Origin of the sequence: Chitinophaga sp. (genome assembly GCF_035761305.1) — a bacterium.
Classification (GTDB): Bacteria; Bacteroidota; Bacteroidia; order Chitinophagales; family Chitinophagaceae; genus Chitinophaga.
In genome coordinates this window covers 1-25,989 of record NZ_DASTRI010000107.1, presented here as the reverse complement: position 1 = coordinate 25,989, position 25,989 = coordinate 1, and the positions used below count along the sequence as shown (strand labels likewise).

The 25,989-nt window shown below is 50.0% G+C and carries 24 protein-coding genes and 1 pseudogene; 15 read left to right on the top strand and 10 right to left on the bottom strand.

Annotation, left to right across the window (positions count from 1 at the left end; all coding sequences use genetic code 11):
• Together VFS25_RS09480 and VFS25_RS09475 are read left to right on the top strand one after the other, a co-directional pair.
• Positions 1-514 (top strand): ABC transporter substrate-binding protein (locus VFS25_RS09480; RefSeq protein ID WP_326461893.1); only part of this gene is annotated, 514 nt, incomplete at its 5' end.
• A gap of 86 nt (positions 515-600) precedes the next feature.
• Complete coding sequence (locus VFS25_RS09475; protein ID WP_326461892.1) at positions 601-1,368, top strand: acyl-CoA desaturase; 768 nt, start codon at positions 601-603, stop codon at positions 1,366-1,368.
• 115 nt (positions 1,369-1,483) lie between these two features.
• Here VFS25_RS09475 and VFS25_RS09470 read toward each other — a convergent pair whose 3' ends face one another.
• From VFS25_RS09470 to VFS25_RS09455, 4 genes are all read right to left on the bottom strand, one after another.
• Entirely contained in the window at positions 1,484-2,080 is a 597-nt protein-coding gene (locus VFS25_RS09470) for an HAD-IB family hydrolase (protein WP_326461891.1), read from the bottom strand.
• A gap of 210 nt (positions 2,081-2,290) precedes the next feature.
• Positions 2,291-3,022, bottom strand: a complete 732-nt coding sequence (locus VFS25_RS09465; protein ID WP_326461890.1) for an SDR family oxidoreductase — start codon at positions 3,020-3,022, stop codon at positions 2,291-2,293.
• Positions 3,023-3,134: 112 nt separating this feature from the next.
• Complete coding sequence (locus VFS25_RS09460; protein ID WP_326461889.1) at positions 3,135-4,532, bottom strand: FAD-binding oxidoreductase; 1,398 nt, start codon at positions 4,530-4,532, stop codon at positions 3,135-3,137.
• A 3-nt stretch (positions 4,533-4,535) separates the two neighbouring features.
• Positions 4,536-5,420, bottom strand: coding sequence for a decaprenyl-phosphate phosphoribosyltransferase (locus VFS25_RS09455; protein WP_326461888.1), 885 nt, complete (start codon positions 5,418-5,420; stop codon positions 4,536-4,538).
• Between the two features lie 558 nt (positions 5,421-5,978).
• Between VFS25_RS09455 and VFS25_RS09450 the strand changes: the two genes are divergently transcribed.
• The 5 genes from VFS25_RS09450 (at position 5,979) to VFS25_RS09430 (ending at position 11,450) form a co-directional block, all read left to right on the top strand.
• A complete protein-coding gene (locus VFS25_RS09450) occupies positions 5,979-7,628 on the top strand; it encodes a hypothetical protein (RefSeq protein WP_326461887.1) in 1,650 nt (549 codons plus the stop codon).
• A gap of 164 nt (positions 7,629-7,792) precedes the next feature.
• Positions 7,793-8,392, top strand: a complete 600-nt coding sequence (locus tag VFS25_RS09445; protein WP_326461894.1) for a sigma-70 family RNA polymerase sigma factor — start codon at positions 7,793-7,795, stop codon at positions 8,390-8,392.
• Entirely contained in the window at positions 8,385-10,184 is a 1,800-nt protein-coding gene (locus VFS25_RS09440) for a hypothetical protein (protein WP_326461886.1), read from the top strand. The genes VFS25_RS09445 and VFS25_RS09440 overlap by 8 nt, the downstream gene beginning before the upstream one ends.
• A 75-nt stretch (positions 10,185-10,259) precedes the next feature.
• A complete protein-coding gene (locus VFS25_RS09435) occupies positions 10,260-10,565 on the top strand; it encodes a hypothetical protein (RefSeq protein WP_326461885.1) in 306 nt (101 codons plus the stop codon).
• 198 nt (positions 10,566-10,763) lie between these two features.
• Positions 10,764-11,450 (top strand): class I SAM-dependent methyltransferase, encoded by a 687-nt coding sequence (locus VFS25_RS09430; protein WP_326461884.1) that lies wholly within the window; start codon positions 10,764-10,766, stop codon positions 11,448-11,450.
• Positions 11,451-11,695: 245 nt separating this feature from the next.
• On the opposite strand, the gene VFS25_RS09425 is transcribed toward VFS25_RS09430, so the two are convergent.
• Positions 11,696-12,334 (bottom strand): MarR family winged helix-turn-helix transcriptional regulator, encoded by a 639-nt coding sequence (locus VFS25_RS09425; RefSeq protein ID WP_326461883.1) that lies wholly within the window; start codon positions 12,332-12,334, stop codon positions 11,696-11,698.
• A gap of 277 nt (positions 12,335-12,611) precedes the next feature.
• Between VFS25_RS09425 and VFS25_RS09420 the strand changes: the two genes are divergently transcribed.
• A complete protein-coding gene (locus VFS25_RS09420) occupies positions 12,612-13,091 on the top strand; it encodes a DUF2269 family protein (protein WP_326461882.1) in 480 nt (159 codons plus the stop codon).
• Positions 13,092-13,415: 324 nt separating this feature from the next.
• Here the strand turns inward: VFS25_RS09420 and VFS25_RS09415 are convergent, their stop codons facing one another.
• The 3 genes from VFS25_RS09415 to VFS25_RS09405 form a co-directional block, all read right to left on the bottom strand.
• Positions 13,416-15,368 (bottom strand): M1 family metallopeptidase, encoded by a 1,953-nt coding sequence (locus tag VFS25_RS09415; protein ID WP_326461881.1) that lies wholly within the window; start codon positions 15,366-15,368, stop codon positions 13,416-13,418.
• 72 nt (positions 15,369-15,440) lie between these two features.
• On the bottom strand, positions 15,441-15,944 hold the full coding sequence (locus VFS25_RS09410) for an FUSC family protein (RefSeq protein ID WP_326461880.1): 504 nt from the start codon (positions 15,942-15,944) through the stop codon (positions 15,441-15,443).
• Between the two features lie 173 nt (positions 15,945-16,117).
• Positions 16,118-16,936: a hypothetical protein gene (locus tag VFS25_RS09405; RefSeq protein ID WP_326461879.1), complete on the bottom strand. Its 819-nt coding sequence runs from the start codon at positions 16,934-16,936 to the stop codon at positions 16,118-16,120.
• 368 nt (positions 16,937-17,304) lie between these two features.
• Between VFS25_RS09405 and VFS25_RS09400 the strand changes: the two genes are divergently transcribed.
• From VFS25_RS09400 to VFS25_RS09385, 4 genes are all read left to right on the top strand, one after another.
• A complete protein-coding gene (locus tag VFS25_RS09400) occupies positions 17,305-17,775 on the top strand; it encodes a (2Fe-2S)-binding protein (RefSeq protein WP_326461878.1) in 471 nt (156 codons plus the stop codon).
• Positions 17,772-19,958 carry a xanthine dehydrogenase family protein molybdopterin-binding subunit gene (locus VFS25_RS09395; RefSeq protein ID WP_326461877.1) on the top strand — a complete coding sequence of 729 codons (2,187 nt, stop codon included), beginning with the start codon at positions 17,772-17,774 and terminating at the stop codon, positions 19,956-19,958. Before VFS25_RS09400 ends, VFS25_RS09395 begins: the two co-directional genes overlap by 4 nt.
• Positions 19,959-20,024: 66 nt before the next feature.
• Positions 20,025-20,594, top strand: a complete 570-nt coding sequence (locus tag VFS25_RS09390; protein ID WP_326461876.1) for a hypothetical protein — start codon at positions 20,025-20,027, stop codon at positions 20,592-20,594.
• Between the two features lie 99 nt (positions 20,595-20,693).
• Positions 20,694-21,062: a winged helix-turn-helix domain-containing protein gene (locus tag VFS25_RS09385; RefSeq protein WP_326461875.1), complete on the top strand. Its 369-nt coding sequence runs from the start codon at positions 20,694-20,696 to the stop codon at positions 21,060-21,062.
• 8 nt (positions 21,063-21,070) lie between these two features.
• On the opposite strand, the gene VFS25_RS09380 is transcribed toward VFS25_RS09385, so the two are convergent.
• Positions 21,071-21,682, bottom strand: a complete 612-nt coding sequence (locus VFS25_RS09380) for a DNA-3-methyladenine glycosylase (RefSeq protein WP_326461874.1) — start codon at positions 21,680-21,682, stop codon at positions 21,071-21,073.
• A gap of 138 nt (positions 21,683-21,820) precedes the next feature.
• Between VFS25_RS09380 and VFS25_RS09375 the strand changes: the two genes are divergently transcribed.
• The 3 genes from VFS25_RS09375 (at position 21,821) to VFS25_RS09365 (ending at position 25,409) form a co-directional block, all read left to right on the top strand.
• Positions 21,821-22,078 carry a hypothetical protein gene (locus VFS25_RS09375; RefSeq protein WP_326461873.1) on the top strand — a complete coding sequence of 86 codons (258 nt, stop codon included), beginning with the start codon at positions 21,821-21,823 and terminating at the stop codon, positions 22,076-22,078.
• 187 nt (positions 22,079-22,265) lie between these two features.
• Entirely contained in the window at positions 22,266-24,446 is a 2,181-nt protein-coding gene (locus tag VFS25_RS09370; RefSeq protein WP_326461872.1) for an ATP-binding protein, read from the top strand.
• 225 nt (positions 24,447-24,671) lie between these two features.
• Complete coding sequence (locus VFS25_RS09365) at positions 24,672-25,409, top strand: HAMP domain-containing sensor histidine kinase (protein WP_326461871.1); 738 nt, start codon at positions 24,672-24,674, stop codon at positions 25,407-25,409.
• A 321-nt stretch (positions 25,410-25,730) separates the two neighbouring features.
• Here VFS25_RS09365 and VFS25_RS09360 read toward each other — a convergent pair.
• Positions 25,731-25,989, bottom strand: a pseudogene (locus tag VFS25_RS09360) (hypothetical protein); the annotation flags it as partial.

The following is a 25,989-nucleotide window of genomic DNA, read 5'->3' as shown; positions in this document are numbered from 1 at the left end:
CCGGCTGCTGCAGGAGGCCGGCTTTCCCAATGGCAAAGGCCTGCCGGTAATACACCTGCTTACCATACCGGTATACGCCGACCTCTCGAACTACATTGCGGCCCAGCTGCAGGAAACAGGCCTGCACATACAGGTAGAGGTAGTGCAGAAAAGCCTGATGCTGGAGCAAACCGCCAAATCGGCCGCTGTATTTTTCCGGGGCAGCTGGATAGCCGACTACCCGGATGCGGAAAGCTACCTGGCGTTTTTCTACGGCAAAAACCCGGCGCCGCCCAATTACACCCGGTATAACAACCCGGCATTTGACCGTTTGTATGAGCGGGCTTTGCAGGAAACCAACGACTCCGCGCGTTATGAGCTGTACCGGCAAATGGACCGGCTTATTGTAGCGGATGCGCCGGTAGTGCCCGTGTTTTACGATGAGGCCGTGCATTTTATTCAACCCAATGTAAAAGGCCTGCAGGAAAACGGGCTGAACATGCTGGAGCTGCGCCAGGTGAGGATGGAGGAATGAGCCCACTGCTATTTAACATTTCATTGCAATGGCTTACAATTATTTAGCTTACCTTTGACCTTTCGTACATTTTTTAAAATAAGTTAATGACGGCGATCCTGATCTTTTTTTGTGTGCATTGGTTCTTATCATTGTTCTTTCACACTTTCTTCCTGCACCGCTATGCATCTCACCAGATGTATACTACCAGCAAAGGCTGGGAGCGTGTTTTCTACTTTGCCACCTGGTTTTTCCAGGGCTCTTCCTACCTGGTTCCAAGAGCATACGGCGTAATGCACCGTATGCATCATGAATATAGCGATACCGAGCATGACCCGCATTCTCCGCACTTTTTCAAAGATGTTTGGAGCATGATGGTGCATACCCGCCAGATATACAACGGGTTTGTAACCCGCGAAAACCTGCCTGCTGCGGAGTTTACACAAGAGCCGTTACCCGAATGGAACGCTATGGACCGCTTTGGCGACCATATGCTTACCCGCCTGGTATTTGTGGCCGGTTATGTTGCATTTTACGTGGCCTTTGCGCCCAGCCTCTGGTGGTACCTGCTGCTGCCCATCCACTTCCTGATGGGACCTGTACAGGGCGCCGTGGTAAACTGGTGCGGCCATAAATACGGCTACAGCAACTTTGATAACGGCGACCAGTCGCGCAACTCATCTCCCTGGGGTATTATGCTGCTGGGTGAGCTGTTCCAGAACAACCACCACAAATTCAAAGACAGCCCCAACTTTGCCAAAAAATGGTATGAGCTGGATCCTACCTACCCGGTAATGAAAGTAATGAACTGGATAGGCATTATTAAGCTCAAGAGCGCTGCCGTAAAACCCGCGCAGCTGAAAGCAGCGGCGTAAGCGATGTGCAGATATGCAAATGTGCAGATGATTAAACAGCTACTAACAAACAAACATACAAATGCCCGGATGACGATGATCATCCGGGCATTTTTTTATCTTTTCAGTTCATCCCTTAATTCCTGAACGGCTTAAACTGTGCCGTACGTGCTATGGCCAGCATGGGCTTATCGCCGCTGCTGTCGCCGTAGGCGAAAATATCTTCAAACTGCTCCAGGTTAAACTCATTGCGTATGCGGCATACTTTCTCATCGCCGTTACAGTTAAGACCCTGTATGTTACCGGTGAGCCGCTCATTTTTTACTTCCAGTTGGGTGGCAATGCAGGTAACATTCATAGCAGCGCACCAGGGCGCTACCCAGTCCTGCGCAGAAGCAGTTACCACTACTACCTGGTGACCCTGCGCCTGGTGACTGCGGATGGCTTCCAGTGCGCCGGGTCGTATCAATGCAGGCAGGCGGTCGCGGCAAAAGGCAGCGCATTTTTCACGGAAAGCGCTTACACCCGCACCCTTAAAAAAATGGCGCAAAAAAATCTCTTTCATCCGGTGGCTCGATACCAGTTTTAGCTTAAACAGCACCAGGGCAGGCGACAGCAGCAGCAAACCTGCGTACAATGCACCGCTGCCTTTCTGGTAACGGATGATCTCAAACAAGGTGTCGCGCGTAGTGATAGTGCCGTCAAAATCAAAGAAAGCGATGGTTTGCTTCATGATAATTAATAATGAATAATTAAGAATGAATAATACTCAGTGCGGTGTTCTAACGGAGCGCTTGCATTTAAAATACAATTTCCATCTTCTAAAATATTAATAGATAGTGAATTATGCTGTCATTGCAATGCAAAAACAATCATCTCGCTTCCTGAATTATTAATTATTCATTCTTAATTATTAATTATAAGCGGTTTATAGCCGCTTGTCTTATAATTTTAATTTTTTGAAGATAAACTCTGGTATTGATTTAATAATCAACATGATGTATCGCCAGAACCATTTTACATACAGCACATTTTTCCCGGCTTTTGCCGCCTTTATAACCGCAGTGGCCACATCGGCCGGCTGGGCAGTAAGCAGGGGCGGCAGGGTAAGGTTTTCCGTCATACGGGTGTACACAAACCCGGGCTGTACGGTAAGCACATGCACGCCGCTTTGAAAAAGGCGGTTCCGCAGCCCGCTGAGGTAAGCGGTAAACCCGGCCTTGGCGCTGCCGTATAAATAATTGCTTTGCCGGCCGCGCTCACCGGCCACTGAGCTAATGCCGATAATAGTGCCCTGGCGGCGGGCGGCATAATCCGCCGCCACCACATTCAATATAGATACAGCGCCGGTATAGTTGGTATTAATAATGCGGCTGGCTTCCTGCCAGTTGGTTTGCCCCAGCTCCTGGTTGCCCAGGTAACCGAATACGCATACCGTAACATCCGGCTTTACCGGCAGGCTATCGTAAAAGCCAGGGTGACTGGCAAAATCAACAGCGTCAAAAGTATGGGAGCTGGCATTTACACCGTAGCGTATGCGCAGGTCCTGCTCCTGGGCCTGTAAAAATGAGGTGTTACGGGCAGCCAGCTGCACATCGTACTTGTCGGCGGCAAACTGCCGGGCTATGGCAACAGCCATATCAGACCCTGCGCCCAGAATTAAAACAGTAGGCATTTCTATAATTAAGAATTAAGAATGAATAATTAATAAGGTGTTTGGTAAGGTGCCGTGGCGTTACCACAGGTAATGTATAATGAAGGCGTTGTAAAATAACAACAGCGATGTTTTATTTCAACATCGCATCCTTAATTATTAATTCTTCATTGTTCATTATTAATTCCCCGGGGGCGGAGGCAGGAGCAGTGATGCGCAGCCTGTCGGACTGTAACGACCGGAACCGGCCGTCGCTGTTATACTGCTGCACAATTTCGGCAAAGCGCTGTACATGGGGATAGCTATGCCAGAACACTTCCTGCTTCATGCGGGCATCTTTGGAAAGATACAGGCGGCCGCCGTATTGCAGCACCAGCTCGTCCAGCTCGTCCAGGAAAGCGAACAGCCCTTTGCGCACCGGGAAGTCCAGCGCCAGGGTGTAGCCCTCCATCGGGAAGGAGATGAGGTTATCCTGCCGGCCAAACACCTTCAGCACCGCCAGGAAAGAGCCCCAGCCTTTGCTGCTGATACGCTGCAGTATCTCTACAAGCCCCTGTTGCTGATCCATGGGCAGCACAAACTGGTACTGTACAAAACCCGCCTTACCATAGCCGCGGTTCCAGTGTAAAAAAGCATCCAGCGGGTAAAAGAAAGGTTCGTAAGATACCACGTTGTTGATCTCCCGCTTTGTGTTCTTGGCATAGTACAGCCAGTTGAACGCCTTTACGGTAAAGGTGTTCAGCACAAAAGAAGGTAAGTTAAAGGGAATGGTGAGCTTCTTTTTGGAGGGCAGCTGCAGGGGATCCTTTGCCTGTTGCGCCGATAGCTCTTCCCGGGTGGCATGCTCGCCCAGTATTAAAATGCTGCGGGCAAAAGATGCGCCTTTTTGCAGGCAGTCTATCCAGGCCACGGAGTAGGTGTAATGTTTGTTTTCCTCAAACAGGCGCAGTACTTCGTCGAGATTGCGGGCCTTGATCTGCTTTTGTTTGATGAAAGAGGTTTCCACTTTTTTCAGGCGGAACTGTACCCTGGTAATGATACCGGTAAGGCCCATACCGCCGCAGGTAGCCCAGAACAAGTCCGGCTCCAGGGCAGGCGAGCAGGTGATAAGGCCCTGAGATGTAAGCACATCCATGGAGGTGATCTGGCTGGAAAAAGCGCCATCTACGTGATGGTTCTTGCCATGCACATCAGAGGCTACTGCGCCGCCCACTGTAATGAACTTGGTGCCGGGGGTTACCGGCAAAAACCAGCCTTTGGGCACTATAATGTCCAGCACCTGGTCCAGCGTAACGCCGGCCTGGCACTCAAACAGGCCATTGGCAGTATCAAAGCTTAATACTTTATCGTACTTAAGGGTAGATATACTGTGTGCGCCCAGGGAAGCATCGCCATAACAGCGGCCGTTGCCCCGCGCAATAACGGGGGTACTTGTTTGCAGCAGGTCCTGTAGCTGGTCTTCCCGTGAGAAGGAGCTTTCTTCACTGGCGATAACGGGGTAATTGCCCCAATTTGCTAACCGTTTTTCCATGAGTTAAAAGAAACTTTCGTTTGCCGGTAAATAAATGATCACATAAAAACTCAGGATCCACAGGGCTATGGTTAACTGTATGAAGCGGTCTTTGTACAGGATTTTGGTAGGAGAGCCGGTATTGTTCTCCACGTAGGTTATTTGCAAATATCGTAATAATCCGGCAATAACAAAAAGGGTGGTATAATACAGGCGGTAGGTATGAAAGCGGCGCATGGTTTCAGGGTCCAGGGTGTACATCAGGTAGCACACAATGATCACCGCGGCCAGCAGGGCCAGCACCACGTTCATAAAGTCCATATTATATCCCTTGGAAGCCTTGCGCATTTCCTGGCCCGACTCGTTTTTGATCAGCACATCGTCGCGGCGTTTGGCCACGGCCATAAAAAGGGCCAGCAAAAACACCATTACTATCAGCCAGGATGATACGGCTGTATTGGAGGCAATACCACCTGCCTTAATACGCAGCACAAAGCCGATGGAAAGAATAATAATGTCCAGGATGGAAATATGCTTTAACCCAAGAGAGTATAACAGGTTTAAAATAAAGTAGATACTAACTACGAACAGGAATTTTGGTTTAACCAGCCAGGCCAGGGCCAGGCCAATAATTATACACAGAATAAAGAACACCAGTCCTGCAGATGGCGTTACTGCGCCGGAAGCCATGGGCCGTTTACACTTGACCGGGTGTTTGCGGTCGGCCTCAATATCCTTATAGTCATTTATAATATAAATGCTGCTGGCTGTAAAGCTGAATGCCAAAAAAGCTGTCACCAGGCTGGTGATGGTAGACAGTGAAAACAGTTCTCCCGCAAAAAAGAGGGGAATAAACAGGAACAGATTTTTGACCCAATGATGAGGCCTGAGTAGTTTCAGATATTGCACGGGGATAGAACGGGTATTAATACGGCGGCAATATACAAAGGATTGGGCAGAAAGCGTAAAGCAGAAAGCAGAAAGCGCAAAGCAAAGGGCAAAAGGAAAAAAGCAAAAAGCTGATTTACAGGACTTAAAGGGCGGCCACTGGCGGCTGATTTACAGGAACTAAAACATAGAACGCGGCCGGCTACACGCTTGTTCACAGCATAACAGGCTGCGCATTGAATCTCCTGCAGGCGTATGGATTTAATATAAATATAATGGAAAATTGGCCCCGGGAGCGCTATGCCTTTACCAGCAGGCGCTACCGGAATAAAATCCTGTAGTATTTAATGTAGCCGGCTGTAGTAATTGAAACACTTTTACAGCAGCCGGACAATAAAGGCTAACGAAAGCACACCAAAATATTAAAAAAAAACATTATTTAAGAGGCTGGCCTACAATAAGGGCCGGCCTTTTAGTGCCTGTTAAATGAGCTTAAAGCCAAAGCAGGCATTCAGTATTATGCGTTCTAGGCAAGAAATACTACTTTTACGCCTCGAAATCATAAAATCGTTCCCCATTATGTTGTCCGGGTCATCCCTTTACCAGAGGCGTAATATTTTCACTGCCATTGAATGTTTGCTGATTATCGGGCTGGCGCTGGTGCCCCTGTTCAGTACCTTTCCGTACCGGGTTAATATTTTTCTTTCCTGGGAGGGCGCCTACCGGCTGTCTACCGGCCAAATGCCCTACCGCGATTTTGGCACGCCCCTGGGCTACGGGTTCTGGATCATTCCAAGCCTGTTTTTCCGCCTGTTTGGCCCGCAGCTTATTTCACTGGTAAAAGCGCAGGTGCTTATTAATATTATGTCGGGCTTTGCGTTCCGCAGCATTTTAAAGCGGCTGAACGTAGCGCCGGGCATACGGGCGCTGTCGGTAATGGTATTTGTGCTGTCTTACTCCTTTTTCAACTTCTGGCCCTGGTATAACCATACGGTAATTGTATTTGAGCTGGTAGGCCTGGCCTTCCTGTTCCAGTATATGACCCGCCCGCAGCAAAGGGTACGTTTCCTGTACCTGGTGCTGGCCGCCCTGTTCACCTTCCTGTCTATCTTCACCAAGCAGGATGGGGGCGGACTGGCCCTGCTGTTATGCCTGGCGCTGTTATTATACAACAGCCTGCATGAAAAAACCTGGTGGGATATTCCTGCTTTCCTGGGCTGTTATTTACTGGTGGCCATTATTATTATTGCGCCGCTGCTGCCATATGGTTTTGGCTACTGGTATAACCACGGGCAGCCCCCGCATAACTCCCGCCTGTCGGTAAACGATTTTGCAGAGGAAATACTGGGCGCTTCGCAGTGGATCAAATTTTACCTGGTGCTCATTGTGTTATGCCTGGTGCCGGCCTTCCGGAACTTTAAGGCGTTTTGGGAAAACAAACCGGCCATGCTGTTTACCCTGCTCACCCTGGGCATACTGGCAGAGGCGGCCCTGTTCCAGGTTACCAGCTACACGCCGCCTGATAATAACATCTTCTTTCACAGCTTTGCCTTTGCCTTCCTGTGCGCGCAGTTTGCTTCCCTGCAACATATTGACTTTGGCAGGCGTACTGCTTTTTTAAGCGGGGCGCTGCTGGTGCTGCTGTGGTGGTCCGGTACGTTCTGGAAATATATTGACCGCATTTTCCAGCGTGTGTTCCCGGCACCGGTTGAGATGGCGCAGGCCGATCCGAATGCAGAGAATGTGGTGTCACGCCGGAACTTTATGCTGAATACAGATACCACCAAGGATGTGCCCACGTCGGAATGGATTTTCTCCAGCCTGCCGGAATTTAAGAAGATATACATGCCGCCTTCTACTGTACATGGTATGGAACGGGTGCTGAACCTGCCTGTAGTAAAAGAAAAGAAAGACAGCATTAAAGTGCTGAACATGACCGAGTTAACACCCCTGGCGCACGCCATGCCATTTAAGCTGGAAACCGGGGAGGACTACCCGCTGTGGTACCACCTGGGTGTAGGCATGTTTAACCGGCAGCTGGCTGCCTTTAAGCAAAAAGTACAGCAGCATCATTACGACCTGGTGCTGTATGAGTACGCGCCCGGCCTGAACAACTTTTTCCCCTTTGCCCTTAGAACAGAACTGAAAAAGCATTACCGGCAGGTAGATGAATTTCTGGCGCCGCGCCGGCCTACCAATGCCATTATAGAGGTGTATGTAAAACCGTAAAAAAATTTTACGCCATACCCAACCTTCCGGCAACAGGCCGCTGTCTTGTATAAGGAGTTAAGGTTGTAAATGAAAGATGATGAAATGTAAAGCATTCAACGCTTTTACATTCAATATTTTACATTTTGCATCCCTCTTTTTCTATTTGCTTAATCTGAAAGAAACTGCCATTTAACTTATCCGCACATACGGACCATCCTAACCATGCGTACGACCACCTGGACCAGCTGCTGGCCGGATGCCGTACCAATGACCGTTTGTGCCAGGAGAAGCTGTACTACCTGTTCTTTGACCGCATGCTGGCTGTAATAAAACGGTACACCAGCGACCGGGACCAGGCTACCGACATCCTGAACAACGGGTTCCTGCGGGCCTTTCAGAAAATAGGGCAATATGGGCAAACAGGCAGCTTTGAGGGATGGCTGCGCCGCATTATGGTACACGCCGTGGCAGATTACTTCAGGAACAGGGGCGGACAAATGAAAGAGCAAACAGTAGCGGAATTGCCGGGAGATATAGCTGCCACTACAACGAATACACTGGAATACAAGGACCTGCTGCTGGTTTTGCAGCAGCTGCCGCCTGCAACAAGAATTGTGATCAATTTATTTATCATAGAAGGATATTCACACAAGGAAATAGCGGAGATGCTGGGCATGAGTACCGGCACCTCCAAGTGGCATGTGTCGGAAGGCAAGCGTTTGCTGCAGCAGTATTTAACCGCAGCATCATCCCCTTTGTTAAAGCGCAATATGAATGGATGACCAACACAAACATATTGAAGACTGGCTGAAGGCTGCTGCGGAACAATCCGTACCGGGCGAAACCGGTATGGAGGAAAAGCAGCAGGCCTGGTCAAAGATGGCCGGCCTGCTGGATAATGCCGCACCAGCTCCCCAACCGGAGCCACCCGCCCCGGGGCAGTCGCCGCTGTCAAAATCCTGGTTTGCCACGGGCCGGGGTATGCTGTGGTCATTGACCGCAGCGGCAGCGGTGGGGGGTGCCGCGCTGGTAATACATTTGCAGTTAAATAACCGCAAAACGGTACAAGATAAAGCTGCACAGGTAGTTATGCATTACCCGTCAGCAGACAGCCTGGCTGGCACGCAGGCAAACAGTGCAAGTAAAACAAGGGCTGATAATAGCTATAACGCTGGCGGTAATACGAATGCGGCGGGCAGCGGGCAGGGAACTTTGAATAATGCCAACAGTGATGCCGGACAGCAAACGGCAGGGCAGGAGCGCAGCGCAGGTAATGGCCTGGCTGGAGCAACAGGAGTGGCAAGTACACCGGCTTTAACCTGGTGGCAGTACAATGCTCCCGTAAAAGGAGCTGCCATGCGGCCAATGCCGTTACCCCGCGCAAACAGGAACGATGAGCCGGAGGCTGTTGCCGCAGGAAAAGCTGCGAAAACTGTTACATCCGGCCACGGTAAAACAAATGCATCCGCTTTTCAGCCGGCTGCGGCAACAACTCTCGGGAAGGATAACGCTGTTGCCCGGCAGGGCGGTGCAAAAACGCCACCCGGCAAAACACCAGGCGGCAACAGAACGCAGCGCAATGCAAATCATGCAACGCAACGCACTGCCGCCAATAGTTCCGGAAGGTACAATAATGAAATGGCCACCCAAAGCAGCGCAGCAGTACAGCCACTGGCAAGGCTGGGGAGCGGTGGCGCTGATAACCGGCCGGCTAACGGCAATACTTTACCCGGTCAGGCTAACCGGCCAGCTGCTGTAAAAAATGCAACAACTGCCCCTAACACCATTGGTTTCCGCCCGTTACACACAATAAACGCTTTCTCCATAAAGCTGCCGGCATTATTGTTTGCCAGCCGGGGGCAGCAGGTGGGTGCTGCGCCGCCTATGCCGCAACATGGCAACAGGGAGCCGGTAATTGGCGGCTTGGCCCTGCACATCGGTTTCGTATATCCATTCACTCCGGCTGTGGCTATGACCGACAGCACAGCTGCCTCCAAACACGGAAACGGGTATGGCTTTAAAGCAGGTGCACAATATGCCTTCCGGGTAGCGCCCAATTTGTACCTGCAGCCCATGCTGAGCGCCGGCTATCTCACCGGCTGGAACAAGCCTTTCACTCATGCGGCTATAAACCGGTATAAGCCCGACAGCGCACAGGGTGTTTATACAACAGACAGCGTTATCACAAGATATACCGCCAAAAACGCCTTTATCGCAGGGGCGGGAATAAACGTATCGTATATGCTCGGCCGTTGGGTGGTCAGCAGCGGCCTTAGCTACCAGTACGCGCGGCCATCCGGCACCATAGATACGACGGAAACGCATACCCGTACCGATTCGCTGACGCAGGCGGGCTATAGTACCCCTGTATTCAGCAGCAGGCAGCTGCCTGGCGCCCATACCCTTGGCTGGAACCTGGATGTTGGCTATTACATCCGTCCCCGCATCCTGGTAGGGGCCAGCTACCGGGTAAACCTGCTCCGGTCTTCCGGCGGCAGCGGTTTTAAACAACCATTGCTGTATCTGCAAAATAACAGCCTGGAACTATACATACGCGTACCGCTGCAACGGTAAATATTTTCTTTCCGGCACCCAACCTTTGGAATGCATGATGCGGTCTGTATAAGTATAACAAATCCTATTCTGTTTATGCACAAACTTCATGTATTGCTCCTGCTGGTGGGCACATTTATCGTAGCGGCAACGGCTTGCCGGAAAGAGAATGTACTGGAAAAACTGAATGCAAAAGAGGCCGCGCTGGCTGCGAACGACAGCCTGCCGCACGACTCGTTACCACATGATTCGCTGCCACACGACAGTTTCCCGCATGACACCTTTCCTCATGACACGTTCCCGTATCCACCGCACGACACCTTTCCTTACCCGCCGCATGACACGTTTCCGTCCGATACCTTTCCGCATTGGCCGGATTCAACCTATCGCCGTGGTAAGTAAATGACAGAAGTAACAATGGCCTTCCCGGCCTTTCAGCCGGGAGGCCTTCATAAAAAATAACAAGATGGCAGGCAGTTTTACTTTTTAGGTCTTGAATATTAAGCATTATAGACGAGTAGACCACCTTCCCGGCTTTCCAGCCGGGAAGCTTTTTTATAGCAAAAATCAAGTTTATATTCTTATCTTGCCCTTCCACGTATGACAATCAACAGAAGCACTATCACACAATCGCTCATAGATAAATATGGGTTTAAAACGTACCTTGAAATAGGCGTTGAATCGGGCAAAAACTTTTTTCCTATTAAAGCAGGCCGCAAAATTGCGGTAGATCCTTACCTGAAATTCAGTCCGCTGAAACAATTCTTTAAGGCCATCCAGTACCCGGCTAATATGCATGCCTCTTATTTCAGGATGGAAAGCGACCGCTTTTTTACAGAAAAGGCAGACAAAGTACTGCAAAACACACCGCTGGACATTTGCCTGGTAGATGGGATGCATGAATATGCCTATGCCCTGCGCGATACAGAGAACTGCCTGAACCGCCTGGCTGCCAATGGCGTTATTATCATGCACGACTGTAACCCGCAAACGCCGGAAGCCAGCTATACCTGGGCACAATGGAACGAGCATCAATGCCAGGGGTTCTGGAACGGGGATGTATGGAAAAGCATTATGCATTTAAGAAGCCTGCACCGGGATATTAACGTGTTTGTGCTGGATGCCGATCATGGGCTGGGCATTGTAACCAGGGGCGCGCCGGAAAACCCGCTGTCCTTTACCCAGGAGCAGATCGAGCGCTTTACTTATGCAGACCTGGCGGCTAACCGGCAGGAGTGGCTGAACCTGAAGCCGGCGGAGTATTTTAGGGAGTATTTTAAAATGTAAAATATCAAATGTAAAATGTAGAATGCAAAAGCAGGGGGCCGCGCCATTGTAAGCGTAATTGTGAGGTTTTAAATATTATGTGAAGCTTTAAATATTAAACATAAAACTAAGACCAGCATTATTTAGCAATTTAATAAGCTGTTACAGCGGTACAGTACAAAATGTGCATTTACTTTATAATCACATTGCACATATTCTTACATTTTACATTCTGCATTTTACATTTATGATTCCTCTATAATTCCTCACTCCGACATTACGCTGGTATAAATCTCGTCAAACGACCGGCCCTTATCTTCCGGCCAACGTTCTGAGAATTTGATCTCTACATGCTTTAGCAGCTGTATGCATAGCTGCACTTCTTCTGTGTCCATATCGCGCAGCATCATTTTTACCAGCTGGCCCATACGTTTATAGGCATGCTGCAGCGTCTTTTCTCCTTTAGCGGTCATTTTTACCCGCTTGGAGCGGCGGTCGGCAGGGTCGGGCACTTCAGTAATATAACCCTTTTCCCGCAGGCGGTTCAGCAGGTCCGTACCGGTAGAGAGCTCGTAAATAGTAGCATAAATCACCTCGGATTTGCGCGGGTTTTTACGCTGTAAAATGTTATTCATCAACGCAAACTCCTCAAACTGGCCAATGCCCGCATCCTCCAGCGACAAGCGCGAATAAAGCCCATGCAAACGCATAATGCGGCCCATCACCTTCATTAATGTTGCTTCGGGAGTAGCGGGCTGCAGGCCGCCGGTAAGCTTACCGGTGTCTGCCGGCTTTTGCTGCTGCTGGTGCAGCAGGTAATAACGGCAAAAGTCCTCGATGCTGCAGCCGGGGTGTTTTTCTTCATAAGCCCCCCAGGCGGCTACCAGCTGTACGGTCGTATTCATACTACTACGGATATAGAGCAATTTAATAAAAATTATTTCAGAAATATTGCATTTTGCAACGAAGCTGTATTATATTTGTAAATAACACCACGAACTTGTAGCAACACTGGCTGTTTTTACCTACCACTTTAACATTGTATGGCCTTATTGGTCATTGTTTTTATTGCCGCACAAAATTTAATGTCACAACCCGGTTAGCTGTACTGTCATATGGAGTAACATCCTGCTTTAACCTGGCCGGGGAACTGCGAACCGCTCATTCTAAAACCGTTATTATATGGCAACATTCAATTTATTTACTACAGGCTTGTTCCTGCACATTATCGGTATCGCCCTTATATCAGGCGGCACCCTGGGACATTACATTACTTTAAGAAAGCTGTGGGGCTACCTGCCGGGCGAAAACCAGAAGGCCACCGTGGTGTTCAAAATCTCCTCTACGTATGACTGGTTCCTGCGTATAGGCGGGGTGGTCCTCATCCTGAGCGGGTTTATGCTGCTGAGGGCTTACCAGTTTGGAGTAACCAAGCAATTCTGGTTTGAATTTAAAATGGGGCTTATTGTGCTGATGATGCTGAATATCATACTCATAGGCGCTCCCGGCATAAAAAAATTACAGGCGCTGCTGGTTGCTGACAATTCAGTTACAGATATGCTGCAATACGGAGCCCTGCGCAAGCGGATCAGGGTTTTTCACATTGGCCAGTTCCTGATACTGCTGCTGATATTTATGATGGGCGTGTTTAAGTTCCAGTAAGCAGAAAGCAAAAAGCAAAAAGCAGAAAGCATAAAGCAATTGGTACATATAAGGCGAAGTGCTCTGCTAAAAAGATACGGCACTTAATGCATGCTTAAACAGAAAGCAAAAAGCAATTGGTGCATATAGGGCGAAGTGCTCTGCTAAAAAGATGCGGCGCTTAATCCAATGCTCAGGCAAAAAGCAAAAAGCATAAAGCCTGCGAAAACCGGAAACCCAAGGCAGTGCTGCAAACAGCTGCTGCGAAGGTTACAAACGGCCTCCCTGCTTTATGCTTTCTGCTTTCTGCTTTTTGCTTTTTGCTTTAAGCTTTGCGCTTTTTGCTTACTGCGCTTTCCATGTATTATTCTCCCGGTTCATATCCGGCAGGGCGTCCTGCGGATCTATTACTACCTGGGTTAAGGTGGTGGTAGAAGGGTAGAGGAAGGTCCAGGTGCCGCCGCGCTGCCATATTTCCACCGGCAACTTTACCGTATCTGCCTTACCGTTAGCAGCTTGTATAGCCACCTGTACCGGCATTACCAGCTGATCCAGGTTCTCAATGGTGATCAGTGCTCCTTTGGCAGGATCATTATCCTTGTACTTCACTTCTTTTACGGCCTGGTCCAGTTTCCAGGTATTCAGGAACCAGCCGCGCCAGAACCAGCCCAGATCTTCCCCGGCCACATTTTCTATGGTGCGGAAAAAGTCCCAGGGCGTGGGATGTTTAAATGCCCAGCGGTGCACATAAGTGCGGAAAGCTTCGTCGAACCGTTCGGGGCCCAGTATCTGATCGCGCAGCAGGTTCAGTCCCAGGGCAGGCTTAAAGTAGCCTACATTACCCAACTGGGCGTTCTGTATCACATCGGGGGTGGTCATCAGCGCTTCTGCCTTGTCGGAGAACATGCGGGGCGCCACTTTGCTGATGTCTTGCGCACGGTAATATTCCCCGTTATTAAATGCTTTGGTATTCAGCCCGTTAATAAAGGTGTTAAAGCCTTCATCCATCCAGGCATATTTACGTTCGTTGGAGCCTACAATCATCGGGAACCAGTTATGGCCAAACTCATGGTCGGTTACGCCCCACAGGCCGCCGCCTTTGCTTTTCCAGGAGCAGAACACAATACCAGGGTATTCCATACCGCCTACAATACCCGCCACGTTGGTGGCCACAGGATAGCTGAAAGAGAACCACTTGTTGGAGTACAGCTCAATACATCCTTTAACGTATTCTGTTGACCGGCCCCACGCGGCAGTACCGGCGCATTCCGCGGGGTATACGGATTGTGCCAGGGCTTTTTTACCGCCCGGCAGGTTAATGCGGGCAGCATCCCATATAAAGGCGCGGGAAGCGGCCCAGGCCACATCGCGGGTATTTTTGCAGGAGAAACGCCAGGTAAGATTGCCTTTGCGTTTATCCGTGGGGGATATAACGGCCATACTGTCTTTAATGGTCACCGTTTGGTCGCTGGTACGCGCTTTAGCCAGGCGGCTGCTTTGCTCCGGTGTAAGCACCTGCGCTGCGTTCAGCAGCTCGCCCGATCCGGCTACCACCATATTGGCGGGGGCGGTTACGCTGTAGTTAATATTGCCATAGTCCAGGTAAAACTCGGAGGCGCCCAGGTAGGGAATGGTGTTCCAGCCCAGCACATCATCATACACGCACATACGGGGGTACCATTGGGCAATTTCGTATATCCACCCGTTGCGGGTTTCCAGCCGGCCCATACGGTCGGTGCCGTATTGCGGTATGCTAAAAGCATAGTTAATACGGAACTGTATGGTGCCGCCGTTAGCTTTGAGGGCTGCGGGCAGCTTTATTTTCATGCGGGTATCATTCACCGTGTACACGGCAGGTTGCGCCTTGCCTTTTTCAACAATTGATACGGAGCTGATCTCGTCGCCCCGGGTAAAGGTACGGTTTACAAAACGTCCGCCGCTGTATGCGGAGGCAGCTTCGCCGCGGGAGTCTTCGCGGTAAATGTTCTGATCCAACTGCAGCCATACAAAGGAAAGCGTATCAGGGCTATTGTTGGTGTAAGTGATCTGTACCGATCCTGTGAGGCGGTGCTGTACAGTGTCAAGCGTTACGTTAATGTTGTAGTCCGACCGGTTTTGCCAGTATTTAGGCCCCGGCGCGCCGCCCGCGCTGCGGAACTCATTGCCGTTCTGTGTGTAAAATACCGGGTCGAATGCTTTGTGCTGATCGTAACCGCTGGTTGCGGTTTGCGCCCGTGTTATCAATGGGCAGGTTGCCAGCAGGACTGCCAGGCAGGAGATAAGCTTGTTGATTGTCATAACCTGTAAAAGTGTGTGCTGTTGTTTGAAAGGCAAACAAGATACTTAATTAATCAGAAATTATACGGCAGTTCATGCTTCCTGTTGTGGCGGCGGTGCATCTACGGGATGACTGGTAAAACGGGAGTGGAACAGGAAGGTGATAACCAGGCCCAGTAAGCAGCCGGCCAGCACCGCAATGATCCTTTCCACGGCAGTGTCCCACACATGTTTACCGGCTTCGTGCAGGGTTACGATAATGGTGGCCGCCAAGGCGGAACGGGCCGCTATTTCAAGCTGCAGCAAAGTGCACAGCACCACGGTAATGGCTACTGCGCCGCTTACCATTATTATTGCGGGCGGGTGAACAACGAGCATGATCAGTCCTGCGGCAGCCCCTACCAGGTTGGCTTTAATGCGGCTCATGGCCAGGGGAACGGCGTCGCTTCCTTCGGGCGACAGCACCAGCATAACAGAAATGAGGCACCAGATATAATCTTTATAATCTAACAGCCATGCCAGTAAGAATACCAGCAGGGTGCCGGTTATACATTTAAGCATGTACACCAGCAAACGTCTTATGTTGGGCATTGTCATACATGTGAAATTACAAATTATCAGGCAGCGGTGTTTGGATGGGGCAGGCAGGTGGTAAAAATGTGAAGTAATAACAGTTACGGTTAAACTAAATAACAAAGCAGCGCCTGTTAACCGCTGCTTTGCCTGTATTATATCAACCCATTTATAATTTTACATGAACAACCGCTTGCTTACCTGCGCGGCCCGTAAGTGATATGTAATGCAATTGTGTACCATAATGAAATAAAGGACTGTGAAATTTCGGTATTTGCCGGCGCCTGTATAACCAGCGGCAGGCCCTGCGCATTATAAGCCGTTACCTGCTCATGGTTATTAACGCTGTAATCGCGGTCCAGGAATTGCCAGATGGGGTGGGTGCGGTGCAGGTTTACCTTGTTATCATAACTGGTAAGCGCTACATCCGAGCTATCGGCAGTATAGGGATCATAGCTGCGTATAACCGCCAGGTTGCCATCTGCATTATATATATAACGGGTGGTGCTTACCGGCGGCTGGCCAAAGTCGTCATAAGCGCGTATGATCCGGTGCTGTGCATCATATTCATAGGCGGTTGTATGGCCTACAAACAGGTGGTCATAGGGAGGTGGCGCCTGTGGATCGGGCGCAGGGCCGTGGTCAGTTACAATGCCAAAAACATAGGTCGTATCTGTTACAATATTATCATGATTATTATAGGTGTAATGGTGCCAGGTTTCAAAAACCAAACCATTGGCGTACACCCCGATATAATCTGTTAAGCGATGCTGTGCATCATAACGGAACAGGTAGTTGGGAGCGCCGGTGGATGGCCGGCCGCGGGTAATGCTAACCGGGTTGCCAATTGCATTATAGGCGAATACAGCGGAGTCTTCCCCAAAACCGCCCGGGTCGATTTTAATTTTTTGTACCTGGTAATGGGGATAATTGGGTAACTGATCGGGATACTTTCTGCAGCCGGCAACTGTGAGGAGCAGCATAGCGGCTACCACCAAGGGGATCACTGATTTCATATGAGAGCAATTTTAAAAGGGGTGAATGATGTGGAATGAGTTGAATTAAAACAGGATTACAATTACAGTAGCGTACAAGTACTATAGGGAATGAAGATGCAAGGGTTAATAGAGATATAATAAAAGTAATCAAAAGGCCCCAGTCTGCAAAATAATTCAATCGTTGTTTCTTTTACTATACAACGTAAAACGCCGGAGCATTGCCGGCTACGGCTTACAGCGAAACGCGTGTTTTGAAATTTGTAACTATTTGTTTGAATAGTGCAACTATCGGTTTAATTACTGAACTATCTTTAAGCTTACATGTTTTAATCTCATAAGGAACACTTAACCGGTCAAATTTATTCAAGCAAAGCAAAGTCTGTACTATGATCAAACTTACCATTAACCACCAGGAGCACACCATCGACGCCAGCCCCGACATGCCGCTCCTGTGGGCCTTACGCGATATTGTAGGGTTAACCGGCACAAAATTCGGCTGCGGTATGGCGCAGTGCGGGGCCTGTACGGTTCACCTGAACGGGGAGGCGGTACGTTCCTGCGTAACGCTGCTTTCCAGGGCTGCAGGGCAGGAGGTGGTAACAATAGAAGGGCTGTCGCCCGACAGCAGCCATCCGCTGCAGCGCGCATGGATAGAGGAGGATGTACCGCAATGCGGCTACTGCCAGTCGGGCCAGATCATGTCGGCCGCTGTGCTGCTGCGGGAAAATCCCAACCCAACAGATGCAGACATTGATAGCGCTATGAGCGGCAACATTTGCCGTTGCGGCACTTATCCCCGCATACGTAAAGCCATTCACCGCGCAGCCCGGCTGCAACAGGAAGGAGGTAACAAATGAAAAACAATACACCTGCCACCAGCCGCCGCGAGTTCCTGAAAACCGGCGCCATGCTGGGGGGCAGCCTTATCATATCTTTTGTGGTGCCGGGCGCCAAACGCCTGTCGGCCATGGAAGCAACCGCCGCAAATGATGCCGCTGCGGCTGTATTTGCGCCTAACGCCTATTTGAGCATCAGCCCGGATAATACCATACAGATCCTGCTGGCCCACGTGGAAATGGGGCAGGGCATATGGACTACTTTATCCATGCTGATAGCGGAAGAATTAGACGCCGACTGGCAAAACATAAAAGTGCTGCACAGCCCTCCGGGCCAGCCTTATATACATACTGCATATGGCCTGCAGATCACCGGCGGCTCCAGCACCACCTGGTCGGAGTTTGACCGTTACCGCCAGGCCGGCGCCACCGCGCGCACCTTACTGGTACAGGCAGCAGCGCAAAAGTTCGGCGTTAGCACAGCCGACTGCCGCACCGAGAACGGCATGGTAATAGCCGGCGATAAACGCGCTACCTATGGGGAGCTGGCCGGCGCTGCCGCCGCCCTGCAGCCGCTTACAGCGCCGGTGGCGCTTCGCAGCCCGGGTGAATGGAAATACATTGGCAAAGGCGTTAAACGCCTGGATGCGCCGGCCAAGGTAAACGGCACCGCCCAATTCGGCATTGATGTGCAGTTTCCCGGACTGCTCACCGCCGTTGTGGCGCACCCGCCAGTGTACGGCGGCAAGGTAAAATCGTTCAACGACAGCAAAACACGCACGGTACCGGGCGTACGAAAAGTGGTAAAAATACCTACCGGTGTTGCCGTGATAGCCGATAACTTCTGGGCCGCCAAAAAGGGGCGCGATGTGCTGCAGGTACAATGGGAAAACGGGCCTAATGAAAACATTGACAGCGCCGCGCAGCTACAGAAATTTAAAAGGCTGGCATCCACCCGCGGCGATACCGCCGCGGAAAAAGGCGATGTGGCCGGTGGCCTGGCAAAGGCCGCCAAAGTGCTGGAAGCGGAATATACTTTTCCCTACCTGGCCCATACCCCTATGGAGCCGCAGAACGCTACCGTAAAAATAACCGGTAATAAATGCGAGATATGGACCGGTACGCAAATGCCTATGAACGACCAGGCTGTAGCCGCTAAAATACTGGGCCTGCAACCCGAACAGGTAAACCTGCATACGGTATTCCTGGGCGGCGGTTTTGGACGCAGGGCCACCTTTGCATCCGACTTTGTAGCGGAAGCCGTACATATTGCAAAGGCCAGCGGAGCACCCGTTAAAATGGTATGGACGCGTGAGGATGATATACACGGCGGTTACTATCGCCCTTCCTTTGTGCATAAGATACGCGCCGGCATTGATGCACAGGGCAACCCGGTTGCCTGGGAGCACGTGCTGGCAGGACAATCCATTATGGCGGGCACGCCCTTTGGCGCAGGCATGAAAAACAACATTGACGAAGCTTCTGTGGAAGGCGTGAAGGACTCACCGTACCTGGATGCCATACCGGATCATTACGTGGGCCTGCATTCCCCCAGGCTGGCGCTGCCCGTGCTGTGGTACCGCTCTGTAGGGCATACCCATACCGCCACTGCCATGGAGTGTATGATAGATGAGCTGGCGCACGCCGCCGGCAAAGACCCGGTGGAGTACCGCCGGATGCTGCTGAAGAACCATCCCCGCCACCTGGCGGCGCTGAACCTGGCGGCAGAAAAAGCAGGATGGGGCCAGCCCCTGCCCGCCGGCCGTTTCAGGGGAGTAGCTGTGCACGAGTCATTCCTGAGCTATGTGGCCGATGTAGCGGAAATTTCCATTGACGATGCAGGCGCTATTAAAGTGCACAAGTTTGTATGCGCCATTGATTGCGGTTTGGCGGTAAACCCCGATGGGGTGCGCGCGCAAATGGAAAGCGGCATCAACTTCGGCATATCTACCTGCATGTACGGCGCTATTACGCTTGATAAAGGCCGCGTACAGCAAAGCAACTTTCATGATTACCGGATAGCGCGTATGCATGAAACACCGTCGGAAATAGAAGTGCATATTGTAAACAGCACCGAAAAAATGGGTGGGGCAGGAGAGCCGGGCGTACCGCCGGTAGCGCCGGCTATTGCCAACGCTGTTTTTGCCGCCACCGGCAAACGGCTGCGGAACCTGCCTTTTGGCAACACTAATCTCAAAGCGTAGTTATTTATGGCAACAACCAATAAACCAGTATTCAGGAAAAGCAGCTTCATTTATTTACTGTTAGCTGTGAGCACAATAGCCGCGCTGTCGTTTAATACCGATCCGGCGCGCACGGCAAAAACAGTTGACAATGTCCCTGGCAGGGACAGCATAGCTTCCAAAAAAGCGTTCCTGGCCGTTTACCGCGTGCTCATGCATCCGCGCTGCATGAACTGCCACCCCTCCGGCGATGCGCCGCTGCAGGACGACGACAGCCATATACATACCATGAATGTGCAGCGGGGACCGGATGGTAAAGGCCTGTATGCGCTGAAATGCTCCAACTGCCACCAGCCAGTGAACACACCGGGCCTGCATATGCCGCCGGGCAATCCTAAATGGCATTTGCCGCCGGCCGACATGAAAATGGTATTCCAGGGTAAAACGCCGCGCGAGCTGGCCGCACAGCTGCTGGACCCTGAACGCAACGGGCACAAATCCATTGCGCAGCTTATTGAGCACATTACTTCCGACACCCTGGTAAAAGGCGGCTGGAACCCCGGCGACGGGCGCAGCCTGCCGCCGCTTACCCATAAGGAGTTTGCGCGGCAGTTTAAATTGTGGATTGACAAAGGCGCCTATTTGCCGGATAAATAACTGTTATGCAATACCATTTTTTATATTTGTGAAAGTAAGCGGCGTTCTATAAAAGGAGTTGCATTTTTTAAATAAGCGTATGCCCGTTTACGTAAGCACATGGAAAAACCGATCCGCACAATCTTAAAAGAAGGCCGTTTTAATGTGAACGGCAGCCTGTGGCTTGAGCATGAGGGCCAGCGCTTTTTCGGTCCCGGCCCCGTAGAGTTGCTGGAACGTATTGCCGAAACAGGCTCTATTAAACAAGCTGCCAAAGCCATGGGCATGTCTTACAAGAAAGCATGGGACCTTATTAATAACCTCAATAAAATGGGCGCACAGCCATTTGTGCACACTGCCACGGGCGGCGAAAAAGGCGGCGGCTCTACTATTTCGGATGAAGCCCGCCAGCTGATAGCGTACCATCGCCAGTTAAGGGAACGGTTCCGGCAGTTCCTGGAACAGGAGAGCAACCGGCTGAAGCAATAACGCCCGGGTCAGCTCTTCACTTTTTTACCACTCACATAAGGGTTGTTCCGCAGTATAAACCGGTAGGGCAGCAGGGCATCTTCACCAGCATAATCTACCCCGATGCGGGCAGTAACAGCCATGTCGGACGGCGCAACTACAAAGCCGTCATCTGCAATAAACAGCTGGTTACCGGTAAGGTTTGTACCGGTGTGTTTGGTGGTAATACCCAGTGCGCGCGACACATTGCCAGGACCTTTACCCAATGTATAATCCGCCTTTTCCTTACCCGTACGTTCCAGCATATACGGTATGCCGCTTAATGGCTCAATAGCACGGATCAAGATAGCGTGCGGCACATTTTTCCGGTTGGTAACTACATTAAAAAGATGGTGAATGCCGTAGCATAAATAAACATAGGCTGTGCCGGCCTTGCCATACATTATCTCTGTTCTGTTGGTGCGCCGGTTGCCGTAAGCATGAGAGGCGCGGTCCGTAATGCCGGCATAGGCCTCTGTTTCAACAATGCGGCCGCTGGTCAGCAGGCCGTTAAACCGCGTAACCAGCACTTTACCCAGCAGCTCCCGCGCAATGGTGATCACCTCATCCCGGTTATAAAAATCATGTTCCAGCTTATTCATAGTCTTCAAAAATAAGCATTACCAGGGTACAATTTTTCGTATACACATTTGCCCTTTTGATCGCTATTGGGCAATGATGCAGCCATGGCCTTGTTAGCTTTGTAACACAACATTGTTTAACATTTAAAACTTATAGCCATGTTATTTGCGATCATTTTTCTGCGGGTGTTGTTTGTGGCCTGCATGGTATTTATTATCGGGCACGTATTTGGTTCATTTTCCAAACGCCCTGCGCTCAGGATCATTACAAAAATTGCGGTTATACTAACCATTGTGTTGTTCATATCCGGCAACATTCTCTTCTTCCGCTTTGCACATGTACGCGCGGCGCACTATCGCGGCTATCATACCCATTGCATGTATGAGCCTGCGCCGCAGCAGCCGCAGCATCCATAACAGGTATACCAGGAGGCTATGCTTGCGGGAGCGCCTGCGTAGCTGACTGACAGGTTTTACCCTCCGGCGGCGACACTGCATTGCGTGGAGCCGCGGAGGGTAATTATATGACTGCCAGCGGCAGGGATGGGATGTGGGTGAAAATATTGTAATTTCACGTGCTGACTGTTCCCCTAAATGGTAGTTTATGTTAATTTCCGGTATCCGGCTAAATCCTGTTACCTTTTGTATTATCCTGCTGGAGATCATTATCTTTTGTAACCAACTACTGTCTTTCCTGGCCAGGCGCCATGAAAAGGAAAGGCTGTGGCACCTGATACTGGTAGGCCTGTTGATATTATATAACATGGCCGAGAACCTCGTTATCCTGCCGGACCCGCACATACCGGTTCCGGTTACCCTGCAGATCATTATTAACCAGGGCTTTGGTTACCTGGTAACCGCTTACATGCCCTATTATGGCGTAAAAACAACCCGGTTGCGGGGACTGGAATTTCATCGCAAATACGGATTTTTGTTCCTGGTAATGCCCTTTTTTATCTTTTATGTTTGTTATTTTCCTATTACCCACAATCTTCCCAAAACATTACTGTACACTTATATTATTACTGCTTCCTATGCCTGTTATGCCCTGTTTGACGTGGCCAGGGTAATTATAAAAACCCACCGGCGGGAGAGGAACTGGCCCCTTTTCTGGGAAAGAGCCTGGATCTATGCCTCCCTGGTGTTCTGGTGCAGCTCCCCGGTGATAGGCGTTTTTCTTGGGCAGCCCAACTGGGTGGTGGGAGTGTTCAATAATATTGTGTTCATGCTGCTGAATATAATACTGATGCGGCAAACCGTGCAAAAGTCCAAAGCTGAGTATATGCAGCTGCAGCAATATGCGCTGAACCTGGAGAAAGAAGTGGACAAACAAACAGCGGAGCTCAAAAGATCCAACGAGCAAAGGACCCATGCCTTCGTGAACCTGGTGCATGAAACCAAAACGCCCATTACCCTCATGAATAACTACCTGGAAGAGTATATCCAGAAGCATGGTTACAATGAGGATCTGCTGATCGTAAAGCGAAACCTGGCCAAGCTGAATAACGATATCAGCAACCTGTTTGACCTGGAGCGGTACCATAAGGGCCTGCCCATCTATAACTATGCCCGGGTGATCAGCTTCAGCCAGGTGGTAACCGATAACCTGGTGCTGTTCAGGAACTACTCCCGTAAAAAGAAGCTGACCCTGAAAGAAAACATAGCGGAAAATGTGCTGGTGAAGGCCGATCCCGAAGCGGTAAGCCGTATTGTAGTGAACCTGGTGGAAAATGCCATTAAATACACAGAGGAAGGAGGAGAGATCAGCGTTTCCCTGGAAATATCCGGCAACCAGCTGCGTTTTGTGGTACAGGATAACGGGATTGGCATTGCGCCGGAGCTGCATAAAAAGATCTTTGAGCCCTACTACCAGATCAATATGCAAAAGAAAAGCGCCCAGGGTATGGGCCTGGGTATGCCGATGGTTAAAAAAATTGTGGACGGCCTGAAAGGGAAGATCATTGTTGACAGTAATCCCCGGAAAAGAAAAGGCACCCGTATTATTGTGCTGCTGAACCGGCATGCGCTTGCCAAAGATGAAGTGGTGGCGGCGGATTTTAAGATCAGCACCTCCGCAGGGCTGGAAATGTCGGACTTTAACATCAGCGATACCAGCTACAACCCACGCAAACAAACCATTCTGCTGGTAGAGGATAACCCGGCCATGATCAGCTACCTGCTAAAAAAGCTGAAGGAGAAATATAATGTATGCGTAGCGCTCAATGGTAATGAAGCCCTGCGGAAAGTAAAGGAGTACCCCGTTCACCCCGATCTGATCATTTCCGATGTAATGATGGACAAGGTAGACGGGTTCAGGTTTGCCCGGATCATTTCCGAAAGCCCGGACTATAATCACATTCCCTTTATTTTCCTCTCGGCCAGGTTCACCAATAAAGACAAGCTGGAGGGCCTGAAACTGGGCGCCCTGGATTACATCCCCAAGCCTTTCCACATGGAGGAGCTGATCCAGAAGATCAATTCCCTGCTGGATAATGCGCTCCGGCAAAAAAAGAGCCTGCTGAACAATACCATCAAGGCGCTGCAAAACATAGAGCACCCGGAAGTTAAACCGGCTTCCGGCGGTTTTGAGTTCAACTGCAGCCAGTATAACCTCACCACCCGGGAAGTGGATATAGCCCGGTTAATCTGCGGGGGGCATTCCTATAAAGAAATAGGAGATAACCTGTTCATAGCCGAGCGGACGGTTAAAAAACACGTACAAAACATATTTGAAAAGACCGATGTGTCTAATAAGGTACAGTTAATCAACAAGCTACAGACATAAGCCCTTGCCTTAAATTGCCGGTCATTGAAAGAAAAGCATAACCCGACTTATGTCCCGGAAGCCTTCCTGAAAACCCGCACTGGCAGCGGGTACTACTGATTTATACGTATAAAAATAGTACCAAGTCCTTATTGCCTTTTTCTTCCCAAGAAATGAAATTGCCCTCATTCTGCGTATGGGAGGGACCAACGCGACATGCATGAAATCAAAAAACATTCTATGTGTTTGTCTGAGAAAGAAATAACGGAACAACCTTCCTATGAGATGCTGATTTCCATTTTTCATACCGCCCTGCATGAAATTGGTGTGCCTGTTAACGGGGTGGTAACCGCAGCCACATTTTTGAAACGGGAGATAGAAAGCGGAGATAGGGAATTTGTACAGGAGCTTCTACAAATGATATTTTCTGCCGCCAATAACCTGAATGACATATTTGAACGGGTAAGAGAGGTGATAAGGCAGGAAAACCAGCAAAATTTTCAAATTATGGAAACCCATTTTGATTTCAGAAAGTGGCTGGATAATGTGCTGTTATCCATTTCGGCTCTTTTTATGGACAAGGCGATCTCGGTAGTAAAACAGGTAACAAAAGATTTTCCGCTTTTAATTTATGCCGATAAGGTGTACCTGACCCAGATCGTGTATAATTTACTCATGAACGCCTTAAAATACAGTGCAGCCGGCACAGTGGTATCTGTTACCTGTTCTGTAGGTACAGACACGTTCAGCATAGAGATCGCAGACCAGGGCGCCGGCATTTCCGCCGCCGAGCTGCCGCTCATTTTCCAGGAGTACCGGCAACTGTCCAATGGATTTAAATCCCAGCTGGGAGGCATTGGCCTGGGGCTTTCTATTGTAAAGAACCTAACGGAAGCCATGGGCGGCGTAATTACTGTAAAAAGCGAGGTTGGTGCAGGCAGCACGTTTACGGTTACGCTGCCTTTAAGATCCGGGCCGGCCTGAGTCCATTATTGGTAGCCCCAAAAGTTATGCAGCGGAATAGCTTGATTGAGTTAAATGCAGGCGGTGTTGGGAAATAGAGGAGATGTGGTTTTGGGATGCAGATAACTTAATTGAATTAAATACAGAGATGGTATTTGGAAATGGAGGAGATGTGGTTTTGGGACAATGGTTTACTTAACATAATGTAAATTATAGGATAAATTACTAGGCTGCAAAATAGGCCCTACGGCTTGTTCTATAATGTTACATTATGACCGCGCTTCATTACTGCGCTTGCCCTGGGTAAAACCCGGCTGTACCAACGCACGCTAATATTATCTATTATTCACAAAACTGCTTCATTAATTGCACCTGGTCTGTGGTAATCTTTGTTTCATCATAAGCCAGGTACAGCGTATTCTCCGTAGGTGTCCTGCCGCTCCAGATGACCTTCAGGTCATCGTCCAGCAGGTAATCTGGCGCTACTGTTAATGCTGCGCTGTGTTTGAGCGATTTCAAAATAAGATTCATGTCAGGTATTACACAGTATGGCTTAATAACAGGACGTTTATAAAAGTTCTTCTTCCAGAACCTGCGTATG